The sequence below is a fragment of the Pseudomonas sp. MH10 genome (assembly GCF_034353045.1).
Lineage (GTDB): Bacteria > Pseudomonadota > Gammaproteobacteria > Pseudomonadales > Pseudomonadaceae > Aquipseudomonas.
Genome location: NZ_CP133783.1, coordinates 2,695,897 through 2,711,840, shown reverse-complemented (window position 1 = coordinate 2,711,840; position 15,944 = coordinate 2,695,897). Strand labels below are relative to the sequence as shown.

The following is a 15,944-nucleotide window of genomic DNA, read 5'->3' as shown; positions in this document are numbered from 1 at the left end:
TTCTACACCAGAGGCCTCCCATTGGGTTTCGCCAATGACGGATCATCGGATGCCCAGTCGTCGATCCAGCGAAAGTGATCCTGCGCCACGCGCGACGATGAGCAGCAGCAGACCCGCCCAGGAAAGATGCGTCGGCCAGGCGTCAGGGTACACAAACACCTCAATGACAAATGTCATGCCCAGCAACGCCAACGCTGACAGTCGGGAAAACAACCCCAGCACCAGAAGCACCGGAAACAAGTGCTCGCTGTAGGCTGAAAGGTGCGCAGCCAGTTCTGGAGAGATCAACGGCAGGGCGTATTCCGTGCGGAACAGTTCGTAGGTACTTGGTGTGATCGTCAGAAAGCCACTGACTTTGGTTCGTCCTGACATAAAGAAAATAGCGGCAATTGACAGACGAGCTATCAACGCCAACAGCGAATCGCCAATCAGCGACTCCAGTCGGCCTGCGACGCGGTTCCAGAGTCCACGCAGGGATCTATCGCCAGCAGATGGGTGAGTGTGGATAACGTCCATGAGGTGCTCCATCAGTTACGTGGGTACGTTTTTAGAAAGGTCGACCTGAATTCGCCGCGACGAATGCGTCAGCGCTCACCAAGCGGATGATCAGGTTTTCCAGGTTCAAGTCAGGCTCGACTGCACTGGCTCGATCGGCAGCTTTATCGAGGGGCAGGTCTGCCGCGCACGCATCGAGAAAGGCACATTCGGCAGCACTGGCAGCCTGCCAATGAACGCCGCCAACCTTGCGCGTCAGAAGCGCACCTTCGCCCTGCCAGTTGAGTTCGTCAGGCATCTCCAGCTGCTCACGATTGACACGCCAGATCGTGTACGCCGGACAGTCAGGTAACCAAACCCAGCGGCAAGCCGCACGGGGTGTAAGTCGGCTGTTGGCCAAGTCTGTCGGCGACAGCTGGGCCAAGGTACTCATTTCCAAGACGGGTTCATCTTTAGCGCAATGCACGTGTGTCCACAGCAGATCTAGAAGGGCGACGTCGCCCAGATAGGGCATTTCTCGTGCGTGCTCAAAGCCGTCGAGAAAATGCGGAAATTCGGCCCCGTAGTGCAGCAACCGGGCGTCCGTTGGCGGCGAAATTCGGGCATGGATTGCGGCGGCGCTCCGGAGCCAGTCGGTGCCCACGAGTCGTTCTATGGTCGGGAAGTTGGCGAGCAACGCGTCGGTTGCACCTTTGAGCACTGTATTGCGATAAACCGCAAAGCCGGGCTGTTGGGTAAGCGCTTGCATCTCGGATGAATCGGCACCGTAGAGTGCTTCTACGAACGCATCTTGAAAGTGTTCGAGGGATGGCTTCATATCGCCAGCCCCCGTTGCAGGCTTTGCCCAAGATTCAGGCGTGATTGCGCTCTGTCGCGTTCGGCGAGCAGAACATCGAAAGCAGGGATATGGTCGTCACGTTCGATCAATGTCGGGCGCATACCGATTCTATTAATCAAGCGTTCATACAAAGACCAGACATCCTCAGCGATGGGCGCGTCGTGAGTATCGATCAATAACGTTGAATTTCCCGGATCCTCAGTGTGCCCGGCCAGATGTATCTCCATGATTGCCGTGGCCGGAAAAGCATCCAGATAAGTTGCCGCATCGAAGCCCAGGTTGTGGGCGCTGATGTGTACGTTATTGACATCCAGCAGCAAGCCGCAGCCAGTCCTTTTACTCAATTCAGTCAGAAAATCGACTTCGCTGTAGTCATGACCAGCAAGGTGTAAATAGTGGGTCGGATTTTCAACGGCAATACGACGTCCAAGGGCATCTTGTGTGCAGTGGATATTGCTTGCTATGCGCTGCAATGCCTCGCTTGTGCGGGGAAATGGCAACAGGTCAGGATGGTATTGACCGCGCCAGGCGGACCACGCAAGGTGCTCGGAAATCAAGGCGGGTTGAATGCGATCAGCGAGCGTGTTCAAGCGCTTTAAGTGCTCTGCATCGGGCGGACAATCGGCCGCCAGCGAGAGTGATACGCCGTGTAATGACAGCGGGTGCCGGTTGCCAATTGCCTCTAGCCACGCCAAGCGGGGGCCACCACCGACCATGTAGTTTTCCGGATGAACTTCGAACCAGAGCCCGTCAACCGTGCAGTCGAGGGCGTCCTGGTAGTGAACCGGTTTGAGGCCGAGCCCGGCCCCCATCTGGAATTGATTCTTCATGATTGGCGTGTGCCCCGTGGTGCAGAAGTTACATAGGTGTCAGAGTGCCCATGCCTTTTGGGGTCTTGATGGACGTGCACGTACCCGCTGGAACGTTTTTCCAAGAGTTGGCCTGGTAATCCATTTTGGCGGTGCCTGCACAGGTAGTGCCTGCACCGGCTTTGCAATCGTTATGACCGGCCATCGAGACGCCGTAGCATTTTTCCATGGCGCCAGCAGCAGGGGTCTCTGCGGCCATAGCACCGGCTGCGAAGGAAGAGAAAGCAACGGCGAGGGCGGCAAGTTTCAGGGTGTTCATGGTTATTTCTCCGGACAATAATGAGCGGTCGTCGTGTCAGTGCGAAAGTGCGCTGTGCTTGCGATCCGAAAGGTAGTTCGCTGACTGTTCATATCCGGTTACAGCAATCGCAAAAAAATTCTCAGGTGCGTGAAAATAAATCCGCTGATTGCCTTACGCCGTTCAACGCAAGCATGATCCGCTGCCCGTTACTGGCATTGCCGTTATGCAGGTATGAAATATATTTACCCTTCGTGTAACCAGGGCGGACGATGGAACGAACTACAGATAACAATACGTTGCGCAGCCGGGAGCTCCATCTCCAAAGCGTGTTTCTCGCCGGTTTAAACGGAGACGAACGGGCTTATCGCGTATTCCTGTCTGAGTTAAGCGGTCATTTACGTGGCTTTTTGCGAGCGAAACTTCAACGACAACCTGATGAAGTCGAGGATTTGCTGCAAGAGGTTTTGCTCGCTGTTCACAATGGGCGCCATACGTACCGAGACGATCAGCCTCTGACAGCGTGGGTTTTTGCTATTGCGCGCTACAAGCTCACCGATTTTTTTCGAAGCCGGTCACGCCGTGAGGTGTTCAACGATTGTCTCGACGATGTGTCCGAGCTATTTGCCGAGCCCGAGCTTGAGCCCGCGCAGGCCAGTCGCGATCTGAGCAAGTTGCTGGAGCAACTGCCTGAGCGTCAGCGTCTACCCATCGTGCATGTGAAGCTTGAAGGGTTGTCGGTGACTGAAACCGCACAGATGACAGGTTTGTCGGAGTCCGCCGTAAAGGTAGGCATACATCGCGGGCTCAAGGCGCTGGCGGCGAGGATTATAGGTGCACGATGAAAACTGATGATTTTATTACCATGCTCGCCTCGGGCATTACCCCAGTCGACCGGAATACGCTGGCCAAACGCTTCGGCGTCGCTGTATTGGTCGGTTTAGCGGCGGCTACTTTGCTGGTGGCGATGAAGCTGGGTATTCGCCCTGATCTGGCTGAGGTGTCGGCAACGCCAGTCTTCTGGGCGAAGATAGCGTTTCCTTTGTGCCTGATGATCGGTGCGCTAAGTACCGTGGTGCGGCTGGCAAGACCTGGGATTACGGCTGGCTCGGGACAACGCCTGATCGTTGCGGCGGTTGCAGCGGTGTGGGTCGGCACCCTCTATGTTCTCCTGACTGCTGCGCCCGGTGAGCGTGTCGAAATTGTCCTTGGCAAGACATGGCGGGTGTGCGCGTTGAACATTACCCTGCTGTCGATTCCGGGCTTCATTGCGGTTTTCTGGGCCCTACGCGGGTCCGCGCCCACGCGCCTGGCATTGGCAGGTGCCTGTGGCGGATTGCTGGCCGGTGCGATGGCTACGCTTGCCTATTGTTTGCATTGCCCAGAAATGGAAGTTCCATTTTGGGGTGCCTGGTATTTGCTGGGCATGTTGGTCCCGGCAGCTATCGGCGCGTTACTCGGGCCGCGCTGGCTTCGCTGGTAACAAAAAAAAACCCGTATCGGCAAGCGATTACGGGGGTTTTTTAGGTTCGCCAAGCGCCGTGGAATTCCACGGAATTTGTCAGACGTTAAAGCGGAAGTGCATCACGTCGCCGTCTTTGACAATGTATTCCTTGCCTTCCAAACGCCATTTACCGGCTTCTTTAGCACCGGCTTCGCCTTTGTATTGAATGAAATCGTCATAGGCGATGACTTCTGCGCGGATGAAGCCTTTTTCGAAGTCGGTGTGGATCACGCCTGCGGCTTGAGGGCCGGTGGCGCCGACGCGAACGGTCCAGGCACGGACTTCTTCAACGCCTGCGGTGAAGTAGGTCTGCAGGTGCAGCATCTCGTAGCCGGCGCGGATTACCCGGTTTAGACCCGGCTCTTCGAGGCCCAGGGCTTCGAGGAACATGTCTTTTTCTTCGCCGTCATCCAGCTCGGCAATTTCTGCTTCGATCTTGTTGCAGACCGGTACCACGATCGCGCCTTCTGCTTCGGCGATGGCGCGAACCACGTCCAGCAGCGGGTTGTTTTCGAAGCCGTCTTCGGCGACGTTGGCGATGTACATGACGGGCTTGGTGGTCAGCAGGTGGAAGCCGCGAATGGCGGTCTTCTCATCGGTGCTCATGTTCTTCATCAGACTGCGCGCGGGCTTGCCTTCAGTGAAGTGAGAGATGAGTTGTTCCAGCAGACCTTTTTGAATGACCGCGTCCTTGTCACCGCCTTTGGCGTTGCGCGCGACTTTCTGCAATTGCTTTTCGCAGCTGTCGAGGTCGGCGAAGATCAATTCCAGATCAATGATCTCGATGTCGCGTTTCGGGTCGACGCTGTTGGAAACGTGAATCACGTTCTCGTCTTCGAAGCAGCGGACCACGTGAGCGATGGCATCGGTTTCGCGGATGTTGGCGAGGAACTTGTTGCCCAAGCCTTCACCTTTCGAAGCGCCCGCCACGAGGCCGGCGATGTCGACGAACTCCATGGTGGTTGGCAGAATGCGCTTCGGTTTGACGATGACGGCCAAGGCATCAAGACGCGTGTCAGGCATCGCCACGATGCCGGTGTTCGGCTCGATGGTGCAGAAGGGAAAGTTCTCTGCCGCAATACCGGATTTGGTCAGGGCGTTGAACAGGGTGGACTTGCCGACGTTAGGTAGGCCGACGATGCCGCAATTGAATCCCATGGTGTTTCCCCTCGGAGTTAGTCAAGCCTTCTGGCTGTGCAGGTTTTTCATCGCACGGTTCCATTCACCGGCGAAGATATCCGGCAGCACGCCGAGGGCAAAATCGATACTGGCGTCCAGTTTTTCCTGTTCGGCGCGAGGCGCTCGACCCAGAACAAAACCAGAGACCTTACTGGCATCGCCCGGGTGGCCAATGCCAAGCCGCAGGCGGTGAAATGTATTCTGATTGCCGAGCTGAGCGATGATGTCGCGCAACCCGTTATGACCGCCATGGCCGCCGCCTTGCTTAAGCTTGGCAACGCCGGGTGGCAGATCAAGTTCGTCGTGAGCCACCAGTATGGCGTCTACCGGGATGCGATAGAAGCCAGCAAGCGCCGCGACGGATTGACCGCTGCGGTTCATGAACGTGGTGGGAATCAGCAGGCGAACATCCTGACCCAGATGACTAAAACGCCCGGTCAGGCCAAAAAATTTGCGCTCAGGCAATAGGTTGACGCCTTGAGCCGCAGCAATACGCTCAACAAAAAAAGCCCCTGCGTTATGCCGGGTCTGTTCGTATTCGGCGCCTGGATTTCCCAGGCCAACGATCAGTTGTATGGCAGTCACGACAGGGGCTCTTCCTTGGAGTTGTAGATAACACCGCTATAGACAGCGGCAACAGCGGGCGAAATAAGCTCATTTACCATGATGCAAACTCCGCGACCTCACCCGCTTTGCCTGGCTATCGCTCGCGATGCTTCCTGAGCAACTCCGACGTTACCAAGTAATGAATTACTCGGCTGCAGGTGCTTCTTCAGTAGGTGCTACGCGTGGTGCGTGAACGTTGGCTACAGCCAAGTCGTTACCGTGCACGAGAGCAACAAACTCAACACCTTTTGGTGCTTTCAGGTCTGACAAGTGAACGATCGAACCAACTTCGGCGTTAGCCAAGTCGACTTCGATGAACTCAGGCAGATCTTTCGGCAAGCAAGTCACTTCAACTTCAGAAATAACGTGCGAGATTTCGCCGCCTTTCTTGATTGGCGCTTCTTGATTGATGAAGTGCACCGGTACGTGAGCGATCAGTTTCTGACCAGCAATTACACGTACGAAGTCAGCGTGCAGCACGTGGCCTTTAGCTGGGTGACGTTGCAGTGCCTTGATAACGACGTTCTGCTTGGTGCCAGCAACATTCAGTTCGATAACGTGGCTGAAAGCAGCTTCGTTTTCGAGCAGTTTGGCTACGTCTTTGGCGGTCATGCTGATGGATTCCGGGGCGTTTTCGCCACCGTAAACTACAGCTGGAACCAGGCTCGCGAGACGACGTAGGCGGCGGCTCGCACCTTTCCCCAGGTCGGAACGCAGTTCAGCATTTAAAGTAAATTCATTCATGGTGTTTCTCCAAAATAACCACATTCGCCCAGCGTTTGCGACCGGCGCTCAGGCGATATGGGCAAAAAAGCCCCGCCCCAACAATAGGTTGGGGCGGGGCGCTTTTCGACAACGAGATGCAGCGTAGGGCAGAGCCCTTAGCGGAACATCGCGCTGATCGATTCTTCGTTGCTGATGCGGCGAACCGCTTCGGCGACTACCGGTGCAATATCCAATTGACGGATACGTGAACAGGCTTGTGCAGCAGCGGACAACGGGATGGTATTAGTTACCACCAGTTCGTCCAGCATGGAATTTTCAATGTTCTCGATAGCCCGGCCCGACAGCACAGGGTGCGTGCAGTAGGCAAAGACTTTGGAAGCGCCATGCTCTTTCAGGGCCTTGGCCGCGTGGCACAAAGTGCCGGCGGTATCGACCATGTCATCGACCAGAATACAGGTACGCCCTTCAACATCACCGATGATATGCATCACTTCAGAGTGATTAGCTTTCTCACGGCGCTTGTCGATGATCCCGAGGTCGACGCCCAGAGATTTGGCAACAGCACGTGCACGCACGACGCCGCCAATATCCGGGGATACGATCATCAGGTTTTCGAAGCGTTGGTCTTCAATGTCATCCACCAATACCGGGGAGCCGTAGATGTTATCTACCGGAATATCGAAGAAACCCTGAATCTGGTCAGCATGCAGATCAACCGTGAGAACACGATCGATCCCGACCACGGTAAGCATGTCAGCCACAACTTTCGCGCTGATAGCTACACGTGCGGAACGCGGACGGCGATCCTGACGGGCATAACCAAAGTATGGGATTACCGCAGTGATACGAGAAGCCGAAGAGCGGCGGAAGGCGTCAGCCATCACTACCAGTTCCATCAGGTTATCGTTCGTTGGGGCACAAGTCGGCTGGATAATGAAGACGTCTTTACCGCGAACGTTTTCGTTAATCTCAGCGCTGATTTCGCCATCGGAGAACTTACCGACAGAGATATCACCTAGTGGGATATGTAGCTGACGTACTACACGTCGAGCTAGATCGGGGTTGGCGTTCCCCGTAAAGACCATCATCTTGGACACGCGCACTACCTGCCGGCTGAGGGTATACCTGGATGAGTATAGAAAATGGCAGGGGCGGCTGGATTCGAACCAACGCATGGCAGGATCAAAACCTGCTGCCTTACCGCTTGGCGACGCCCCTGTAATTGATGCATCTGAGTGCCCAGCACTCAGTTCTTAGAACAGCTCTTGCAGCTTGCGATGCAACATCGAAACGTTGCTTCCCTTTGCTACAAACCCTGTAAGGGTCTCTGTTAGAAGGGCCGAGACTTTATCAGCTTCAGCTTTGTTTGGGAAGGCCCCAAACACACAACTTCCAGTTCCGGTTAATTTTGCGTCGACATATTTGCCTAACAAATTCAAAGCGTTACGAACAGCTGGGTAACGCCTCTCTACAACCGGTTGACAGTCATTTCGACTGTTTCCCTCAAGAACGGGGCGCACTTTAATTGGAGGAGTGTCACGTGTCAACAGCGGATCGGAAAAAATTTCTGCTGTACTTACAGATACTTGCGGCACAAGCACCAGATACCACGGTTCTTCGGGGTCTACAGGGGTCAATATTTCTCCGACGCCTTCGGCAAAAGCCGCGTGTCCGCGCACGAAAACCGGGACGTCTGCGCCCAATGTCAGGCCTAAAGCGGCCAGGCGATCTTCGTCCCAGCCAAGTTTCCAAAGGTGATTGAGGCCCAGCAGCGTCGTCGCTGCATCGGAGCTTCCGCCACCGATTCCTCCGCCCATGGGCAAACGTTTTTCCAGCCAGATGTCTACGCCGAGGTTGCTGCCGGACTGTTTTTGCAGTGCGCGGGCGGCCTTGACAATCAGATTACCGTCGTGGGGGACGTTAGGAATGTCGGTCTGCAGACAAATTTCGCCGTCATCGCGCACGGCAAAACTGAGTTCGTCGCCATAATCGAGGAACTGAAACAACGTCTGCAGCTCGTGATAGCCGTCAGCACGTCGCCCGAGAATATGCAGCATCAAGTTGAGTTTGGCCGGTGCAGGCAGCGTCAGGCGGTCAGGAATCATGCTCACTGCCCCAATTTGCGTGGCTGCCAGTCCTTGATCACTAGCGTGACGTCAAGGTCTTGGCCGTGAAGCTTGATGCGTTCGGGTAGCCAGTAGCCGTTCTGTTGCGAATAGCTCAGGTATTCGACTTGCCAGCCATCTTGTTCAAGGCTGGCGAGGCGGCTGTCACCGTCCAGCGTCAATTTGCTTTTGCTGTCGGGGGCGGGGAGGCCGCGCACCCACCAGACCAGATGCGAGACCGGTAACTTCCAGCCCAGTTGCGCTTGCAACAGGTCTTCGGGGTTGGAGGCTTCGAAGCGGCCCTGATTGGCAACTTCCAGCGCTACGGCGCCAGGACGGCCAGTCAGGCGTGCTGCGCCGCGTCCCAGAGGGCCGGAAAGGCGAATGTCGTAGTAGTCCTGGCGTTGCAACCAGAACAAGGTGCCGCTGCCCGAGTCTTTAGGGGCTCGAATGCCGACCTTGCCGCTGATTTGCCAGCCGTCGAGGCTGCTCAGTTGTACTTTATGCTCGCGCCATTGCGCAGGGTTGCCCTGGCCTTGTACGGCTTCGCGGTTAGTAAAACCGGCGCAGCCGGCGAGCAGGGTGATCAAGCTGAAAACGATAACGTGGCGCAAAAACATAAAATTAAAGAGTCTCGGATCCGGTCAGGCGCCGCAGAGTGCTGCGCAGAATTGGGCTGTCAGGTTGTTGTTCAAGGGCCTTGCCCCAGACTTTACGGGCTTCGCGTTGATTGCCTTTGGCCCACAGAACTTCGCCCAAGTGAGCCGCGACTTCATGGTCGGGGAAGCGCTCTAGTGCTTGACGCAGTAGGCGCTCGGCTTCGTCGAGGTTTCCCAGGCGATAATTCACCCAACCCAGGCTGTCGAGGACAGCCGGGTCTTCCGGGTTTAGGTGATGAGCGCGTTCGATCAACTCTTTGGCTTCGGCATAGCGCGTTGTGCGGTCTGAAAGCGTGTAGCCCAATGCGTTCAGTGCCATGGCGTTGTCCGGTTCACGCTTGAGAATGGCGCGAAGGTCGGTTTCCATCTGCGCCAGATCGTTGCGTTTTTCCGCCAGCATGGCGCGGGTGTAGAGCAGGTTCAGGTCGTCAGGGTATTGTTTAAGCGCCAGCTCTAGCACATGGGCTGACTGGTCGAGCTGCTTGTTGTTCTCCAGCGTCTCGGCTTCGATCAAATACAGCTGAATCGCGTAATCGGGCTGAGTATCCCGGGCCGAGGCCAGCAACTTGGAGGCTTCGGCCGTGCGACCGTGACTCATCAAGATATCGGCCTGACGTAACTGAGCGGCCAAGTAGTCGTTGCCGGGACCGACTTGGGCATATTCGACCAGGGCTTTGTCGGGGTCGTTGCGTTCTTCGTCCACGCGACCGAGGTTCAGGTGCGCCGAATCAACGTGGCTGCCGCGAGTGATCAGATCATCGAGATAACCGACAGCTTCGTCCCAGGCTTTGGCCTCAAGGCACACCAGCGCCAGCGAGTAACGCAACTCATCGTCGTCCGGGAATTGCTGGACCAGGCTGGAAAACTCCACCTTGGCGTCTTCCATACGGTTTTGCTCGACCAACATCCGTGCGTACGTTAGGCGCAGACGTTTGTCGTCGGGGTATTTCTTGATGTTTTTTTGCAGGATTGGCAGGGCTTCTTTGCCACGGTCCATCCCTTGAAGAATGCGCGCGCGCAGTAGGATAGGTGCAACCTCACCGTCTGTCGGTGGGTTGTCTTCCAGCAACGTCAAGGCCTGCTGGGCATCGCCGTTTTGCTGAAGGAGCAATGCTTTGCCGAAAATCAACTGACCGTTTTTCGGGTATTTCTTGAGTAGGCGATCAAAGCTTTTCAGCAGGCCGGCGCGCGTATCGGCATCGGTTTCTGCCGCAGACAGGGCCAGAAAATCAAAATGCGTATCGCCTTTACCCTGGAGCACTTTTTCCATGTACGCCATGGATTCGTCGTAGCGACCGGCACGGGCCAGTTGAATCGCTGCGGCGCGCTGAGCTTCAAGGTTGGTCGGGTCGTCTTTCGCCCAAATCAACGAGGTATCAAGCGCGGCCTGATCGGCGCCCAAGTACTCGGCAATCCGGAAGGCTCGCTCGGAAACCCCCGGGTCCTGGGTAATAACCGCTTGGGTGACGTAGTTGTCCAGGGCAATGTCGAAGCGATTGCGCTGGCCAGCTAGCTCCGCCGCCAACAGGCTGACAACCGTCTCTTGAGAGAACGAGCTATAAACCTGCGGTTTGGCGGCAGGCGCGGGTGTCGTGTCTACGGCCGGCGCGGTGGCATCCGGGGAAACGGGAGCCAGAGCCTGGCAGCCGTTCAAAAAGACAAAGGCGAGAAATAACGCGGAGGATCTATTCATATATAGGGGAAGGACGACTTACCTGCGGTCAGATCATCATGACACAAGCCTTGGAGCAAACCCACAGCCCGTGCGAAAACTACTCAGCGTGCGATTGTCATGGGTGAAAACACCCCAGATTACCGGCATCAAGTGAGCAGTCCTATTAGGACAATAGTCTGCGGTGGTTGTTCTGAATCAGGCGAAGTAGGACAATTGCCGGCTTCACGTCACCATCAGCGACCTTGAATGGCCTTCCTTGCACTTGGTATTAACCATAAGACTGCCTCAGTCGATGTCCGCGAGCGCGTGGCATTTACGCCTGAGCTGTTGATAGAGGCGTTGCAGCAGCTCTGCCGTCTCACCGACAGCCGAGAAGCTGCGATCCTTTCGACCTGCAATCGCAGCGAGCTTTACATAGAGCATGACAACATTGCTGCCGACTCAATTCTGCGTTGGCTGGCCGATTACCACCATCTGAGCCTGGAAGAGCTGCGCGCCAGTGCTTATGTGCACGAAGATGATGCGGCAGTTCGTCACATGATGCGGGTCGCCTCGGGGCTTGATTCGCTGGTATTGGGCGAGCCACAGATTCTCGGCCAAATGAAGTCCGCCTACGCCGTTGCACGGGAAGCGGGGACCGTTGGCCCGCTGCTCGGTCGATTGTTTCAGGCCACGTTCAATGCTGCGAAACAGGTGCGTACCGACACCGCCATCGGTGAAAACCCGGTGTCGGTGGCGTTTGCGGCGGTGAGCCTGGCGAAACAGATTTTCAGCGACTTGCAGCGCAGTCAGGCGTTGCTGATTGGTGCCGGTGAAACCATTACGCTGGTCGCCCGGCATCTGCATGAGCTGGGCGTGAAGCGTATTGTCGTGGCCAACCGCACGCTGGAGCGCGCCAGTATCCTGGCCGCCGAGTTCGGCGCGCATGCGGTATTGCTCTCGGACATTCCCGCTGAGTTGGTCAACAGTGACATCGTTATCAGTTCCACCGCCAGCCAGTTGCCGATTCTCGGTAAGGGCGCGGTGGAGAGCGCCTTGAAGCTGCGTAAGCACAAACCGATTTTCATGGTGGATATCGCCGTTCCTCGGGATATCGAGCCCGAAGTCGGCGAGTTGGACGACGTTTACCTTTATAGCGTCGATGACCTGCACGAAGTGGTCGCTGAAAACCTGAAGAGTCGCCAAGGCGCTGCGCAAGCGGCTGAAGAACTGGTGACCATCGGTGCCAACGAATTTATGCTGCGCTTGCGCGAATTGGCGGCAGTGGATGTGCTCAAGGCCTACCGCCAGCAAAGCGAGCGTCTGCGTGACGACGAACTGCTCAAAGCTCAACGGATGTTGGCCAACGGCAGCAGCGCAGAAGATGTGCTGATGCAGTTGGCGCGTGGCCTGACGAATAAACTGATGCACGCCCCCAGTGTGCAACTGAAAAAGCTGACAGCCGAAGGCCGCCTCGACGCGCTGGCCATGGCCCAGGAACTTTTTGCCCTCGGTGAGGGCTCGACGGATAAACCCCCGCAATGAAAGCTTCACTGCTCAATAAGCTGGACATCCTCAATGACCGTTATGAGGAATTGACCGCACTGCTAGGCGATGCTGAGGTCATTTCCGAGCAAAACAAATTCCGCGCCTATTCCCGCGAATACGCTGAAGTCGAGCCGATCGTCACGACCTACAACCAATTGCTCAAAGTAGTGGGCGACATGGAAGGGGCACAGGCGTTGCTCAAGGACAGTGACCCGGACATGCGTGAAATGGCCGGTGAAGAAGTTCGCGACGCAAAGGCCCAGTTGCTTGACCTCGAAGGTCAGCTACAGCGCATGTTGCTGCCTAAAGATCCCAACGACGGCCGTAACGTATTCCTGGAAATTCGCGCCGGAACCGGTGGTGATGAAGCCGCGATATTTTCTGGCGATTTGTTCCGCATGTACTCGCGGTACGCCGAGCGTCGCGGCTGGCGAGTGGAAATTCTCTCTGAAAACATCGGCGAGCATGGCGGCTTCAAAGAAGTCATTGCTCGTGTAGAAGGCGAAAACGTTTACGGCAAACTGAAATTCGAGTCTGGCGCGCACCGGGTTCAACGGGTTCCCGAGACCGAATCCCAGGGTCGAATCCATACGTCTGCCTGCACCGTGGCGGTATTGCCCGAGCCCGACGAACAGCAGGTGATCGAGATCAATTCTTCCGACCTGCGGGTGGATACGTACAAATCCTCTGGCGCAGGCGGCCAGCACGTCAACAAAACCGACTCCGCTGTGCGCATTACCCACTTGCCGACCGGTATTGTGGTCGAGTGCCAGGAAGAGCGTTCCCAGCACAAGAACCGTGCACGGGCGATGTCATGGCTGTCAGCGAAACTCAATGATCAGCAAACCAGCGCGGCTGCCAATGCCATCGCCAGCGAGCGTAAACTGTTAGTGGGTTCCGGCGATCGATCCGAACGAATTCGCACCTATAACTTCCCGCAGGGTCGGGTCACGGACCACCGTGTCAACTTGACGCTGTATTCTCTTGATGAAGTTTTGGCGGGCGGGGTCGATGCAGTGATAGAGCCGCTATTAGCTGAGTATCAGGCCGATCAACTTGCGGCATTGGGTGAATAAATGACGATTATCGCCAGCTTGTTAAGAGCCGCCGAGCTACCGGATTCGCCGACTGCGCGTCTGGACGTGGAGTTATTGTTGGCCGCAGCGTTGGGGAAGCCTCGGAGCTTCTTGCACACCTGGCCTGAACGCATCGTCAGCACCGAAGCGGCGCTGATGTTTGCGTCCTACCTGGAGCGGCGACGAACCGGTGAGCCCGTAGCTTATATTCTGGGTCAGCAGGGTTTCTGGAAACTCGACCTTGAAGTTGCGCCGCACACGCTGATTCCACGGCCCGACACTGAGCTGTTGGTCGAGGCGGCGCTGGAACTGCATGCGACCACGCCGACATTGGCGCCGGTGACAGTGCTTGACCTCGGAACCGGCACCGGCGCAATTGCCTTGGCGCTGGCAAATGAGCGCTCGGCCTGGGTTGTGACGGCCGTGGACCGTGTGCCTGAAGCGGTGGCCTTGGCGGAGCGCAATCGTCATCGGTTGCACCTGGACAACGCCACCGTCTTGAACAGCCATTGGTTCAGCGCCCTCCAAGAACGGCGTTTCGATCTGATCATTAGTAACCCGCCTTATATCGCGGCCGCCGATCCGCACCTGTCAGCAGGCGATGTGCGGTTTGAGCCGAGCAGTGCGCTGGTGGCCGGCGTTGACGGCCTAGATGACATACGGCTGATCATTGCGCAGGCGCCGCAACACCTCGAAGCGGGTGGTTGGTTGCTGCTGGAGCATGGTTACGATCAGGCCGCTGCCGTACGCGACCTGATGGCCAGCGAAGGGTTTGAACGTATTCACAGTCGCATGGATTTGGGCGCTCACGAACGCATCACCCTTGGCCGTCGTCCATGCTGACTGACGCGGAACTGTTGCGTTACAGCCGACAGATCCTGTTGCAGCACGTTGATATCGACGGCCAATTACGCCTCAAAAACAGCCGCGCACTCATTGTCGGCCTCGGTGGCCTTGGGTCGCCGGTGGCGTTGTATCTGGCGGCGGCCGGGGTCGGCGAGCTGCATTTGGCTGACTTCGACACCGTGGACCTGACCAATTTGCAGCGGCAGATCATCCACGACAGTCACAGCGTCGGGATGAGCAAAGTCGATTCAGCCATCGAGCGGCTCACCGCCATCAACCCCGAAGTGAAACTGATCGCTCATCGCAGCGCATTGGACGCTGACACCTTGGCGGCTGTGGTTGCGTCAGTGGATCTGGTGCTCGATTGCTCCGACAACTTTGGCACTCGCGAAGCGGTGAACGCGGCCAGCGTCGCGGCCCGTAAACCACTGGTGAGCGGTGCGGCGATTCGCCTGGAAGGCCAACTGTCGGTGTTCGATCCGCGGCGCGCCGAAAGCCCGTGCTACCACTGCCTTTATGGCCACGGCAACGAAGACGAACTGACGTGCAGCGAAGCCGGTGTCATTGGCCCTTTGGTGGGGTTGGTCGGCAGCTTGCAAGCGCTGGAAGCGTTGAAATTGCTGGCTGGTTTCGGTGAACCCATGGTGGGGCGCTTGTTGTTGATTGATGCCTTGACCAGTCGTTTTCGTGAACTCAGGGTCAAGCGCGATCCGGCGTGCAGTGTCTGTGGCTCCGCGCATGACTAAAACGCCTGAAGCACCCATAGGGGTTTTCGATTCCGGGGTGGGTGGTTTGTCGGTATTAGGTGAGATACGCAGCCTGTTGCCCAATGAATCGCTGCTGTACGTGGCCGATTGCGGTCACATTCCCTACGGCGAGAAAACCCCGGAATTCATTCGGCAACGCTGTGTGGTCATGGCTGATTTTTTCCATGAACAAGGCGCCAAAGCGTTGGTCTTGGCGTGCAATACCGCCACGGTGGCCGGTGTCGCCGACCTGCGCCAGCGTTATCCGGACTGGCCCATCGTTGGCATGGAGCCCGCCGTCAAACCGGCTGCGGCGGCAACCCGAAGCGGTGTGGTCGGTGTATTAGCGACCACCGGCACGCTACAGAGCGCTAAATTCGCCGCATTGCTCGACCGATTTGCCATCGATGTGCAAGTGATTACCCAGCCGTGTCCGGGCTTGGTCGAGTTGATCGAAATCGGCGATCTGGTCAGTCCGACCATCCGCAACTTGCTACGCAGTTACGTCGAGCCCTTATTGGCTGCGGGGTGTGACACTATTATTCTCGGTTGTACGCACTATCCCTTCCTCAAGCCGCTGCTGCGCGAAATGATCCCGGAGTCCATCAGTTTGATCGACACCGGCGGCGCTGTAGCGCGTCAGCTTCAACGTTTGCTTGGTCAGCGCAACTTATTGGCGCAAGGCCCCGCTCAAGAAACTCACTTCTGGACCAGCGCCTCTCCTGAGTTGTTTAGAAACATATTGCCATTGCTATGGAATAAATCTGGCGATGTGCGATTCTTCGCAATGTAAAAAATGTGTCAAGGGCGCGGAGTTGAGCTGGAACTTAAGCGTGCGCCGGGATTTCTATAAAA

General features: G+C 56.6%; 18 protein-coding genes and 1 tRNA gene. 7 read left to right on the top strand and 12 right to left on the bottom strand.

The features are described 5' to 3' along the window. Positions 1-42: 42 nt before the first annotated feature. The 4 genes from RHM59_RS12130 to RHM59_RS12115 are packed head-to-tail and all read right to left on the bottom strand — an operon-like array spanning position 43 to position 2,461. Positions 43-516 (bottom strand): DoxX family protein, encoded by a 474-nt coding sequence (locus RHM59_RS12130; protein WP_322286631.1) that lies wholly within the window; start codon positions 514-516, stop codon positions 43-45. 31 nt (positions 517-547) lie between these two features. Beyond that, complete coding sequence (locus tag RHM59_RS12125; protein WP_322286630.1) at positions 548-1,312, bottom strand: DNA-binding domain-containing protein; 765 nt, start codon at positions 1,310-1,312, stop codon at positions 548-550. After that, positions 1,309-2,145, bottom strand: coding sequence for a DUF692 domain-containing protein (locus RHM59_RS12120; RefSeq protein WP_322286699.1), 837 nt, complete (start codon positions 2,143-2,145; stop codon positions 1,309-1,311). The genes RHM59_RS12125 and RHM59_RS12120 overlap by 4 nt, the downstream gene beginning before the upstream one ends. A gap of 46 nt (positions 2,146-2,191) precedes the next feature. Continuing rightward, positions 2,192-2,461 (bottom strand): DUF2282 domain-containing protein, encoded by a 270-nt coding sequence (locus tag RHM59_RS12115; RefSeq protein WP_322167709.1) that lies wholly within the window; start codon positions 2,459-2,461, stop codon positions 2,192-2,194. Between the two features lie 251 nt (positions 2,462-2,712). On the opposite strand from RHM59_RS12115, the gene RHM59_RS12110 reads away from it, so the two are divergent. Further along, a complete protein-coding gene (locus RHM59_RS12110; RefSeq protein ID WP_322286629.1) occupies positions 2,713-3,285 on the top strand; it encodes a sigma-70 family RNA polymerase sigma factor in 573 nt (190 codons plus the stop codon). Continuing rightward, complete coding sequence (locus tag RHM59_RS12105; RefSeq protein WP_322167711.1) at positions 3,282-3,923, top strand: DUF1109 domain-containing protein; 642 nt, start codon at positions 3,282-3,284, stop codon at positions 3,921-3,923. Before RHM59_RS12110 ends, RHM59_RS12105 begins: the two co-directional genes overlap by 4 nt. A 78-nt stretch (positions 3,924-4,001) precedes the next feature. Here RHM59_RS12105 and ychF read toward each other — a convergent pair whose 3' ends face one another. From ychF to RHM59_RS12065, 8 genes are all read right to left on the bottom strand, one after another. Further along, the gene (ychF, locus tag RHM59_RS12100) at positions 4,002-5,102 is read right to left on the bottom strand and encodes a redox-regulated ATPase YchF (protein WP_322286628.1); all 1,101 of its coding nucleotides are present in this window, start codon (positions 5,100-5,102) and stop codon (positions 4,002-4,004) included. Positions 5,103-5,123: 21 nt separating this feature from the next. Further along, positions 5,124-5,708, bottom strand: coding sequence for an aminoacyl-tRNA hydrolase (gene pth, locus RHM59_RS12095; protein WP_322286627.1), 585 nt, complete (start codon positions 5,706-5,708; stop codon positions 5,124-5,126). A 165-nt stretch (positions 5,709-5,873) separates the two neighbouring features. Further along, the gene (locus RHM59_RS12090; protein WP_322167723.1) at positions 5,874-6,473 is read right to left on the bottom strand and encodes a 50S ribosomal protein L25/general stress protein Ctc; all 600 of its coding nucleotides are present in this window, start codon (positions 6,471-6,473) and stop codon (positions 5,874-5,876) included. Positions 6,474-6,610: 137 nt separating this feature from the next. Then, positions 6,611-7,552: a ribose-phosphate pyrophosphokinase gene (locus tag RHM59_RS12085; RefSeq protein WP_297840316.1), complete on the bottom strand. Its 942-nt coding sequence runs from the start codon at positions 7,550-7,552 to the stop codon at positions 6,611-6,613. 46 nt (positions 7,553-7,598) lie between these two features. Further along, positions 7,599-7,673, bottom strand: a tRNA-Gln gene (locus RHM59_RS12080). Positions 7,674-7,708: 35 nt separating this feature from the next. Next, positions 7,709-8,560, bottom strand: coding sequence for a 4-(cytidine 5'-diphospho)-2-C-methyl-D-erythritol kinase (ispE, locus tag RHM59_RS12075; RefSeq protein WP_416194754.1), 852 nt, complete (start codon positions 8,558-8,560; stop codon positions 7,709-7,711). Positions 8,561-8,562: 2 nt separating this feature from the next. Further along, a complete protein-coding gene (gene lolB, locus RHM59_RS12070) occupies positions 8,563-9,180 on the bottom strand; it encodes a lipoprotein insertase outer membrane protein LolB (protein WP_322286626.1) in 618 nt (205 codons plus the stop codon). 4 nt (positions 9,181-9,184) lie between these two features. Next, entirely contained in the window at positions 9,185-10,912 is a 1,728-nt protein-coding gene (locus RHM59_RS12065; protein WP_322286625.1) for a tetratricopeptide repeat protein, read from the bottom strand. A 228-nt stretch (positions 10,913-11,140) separates the two neighbouring features. Here RHM59_RS12065 and hemA point away from each other — a divergent pair, with 228 nt between their 5' ends. Genes hemA through murI form a run of 5 tightly spaced genes read left to right on the top strand, consistent with a single transcriptional unit; the run spans position 11,141 to position 15,882 of the window. Next, entirely contained in the window at positions 11,141-12,418 is a 1,278-nt protein-coding gene (gene hemA, locus RHM59_RS12060) for a glutamyl-tRNA reductase (RefSeq protein WP_322167726.1), read from the top strand. Next, complete coding sequence (gene prfA, locus RHM59_RS12055; RefSeq protein WP_322167727.1) at positions 12,415-13,497, top strand: peptide chain release factor 1; 1,083 nt, start codon at positions 12,415-12,417, stop codon at positions 13,495-13,497. The genes hemA and prfA overlap by 4 nt, the downstream gene beginning before the upstream one ends. Next, positions 13,498-14,340 carry a peptide chain release factor N(5)-glutamine methyltransferase gene (gene prmC, locus RHM59_RS12050; protein ID WP_322167728.1) on the top strand — a complete coding sequence of 281 codons (843 nt, stop codon included), beginning with the start codon at positions 13,498-13,500 and terminating at the stop codon, positions 14,338-14,340. Further along, the gene (locus RHM59_RS12045; protein ID WP_322167729.1) at positions 14,334-15,089 is read left to right on the top strand and encodes a molybdopterin-synthase adenylyltransferase MoeB; all 756 of its coding nucleotides are present in this window, start codon (positions 14,334-14,336) and stop codon (positions 15,087-15,089) included. The genes prmC and RHM59_RS12045 overlap by 7 nt, the downstream gene beginning before the upstream one ends. After that, entirely contained in the window at positions 15,082-15,882 is an 801-nt protein-coding gene (gene murI / locus RHM59_RS12040) for a glutamate racemase (protein WP_322286624.1), read from the top strand. Before RHM59_RS12045 ends, murI begins: the two co-directional genes overlap by 8 nt. The last annotated feature ends 62 nt before the right edge of the window (positions 15,883-15,944 follow it).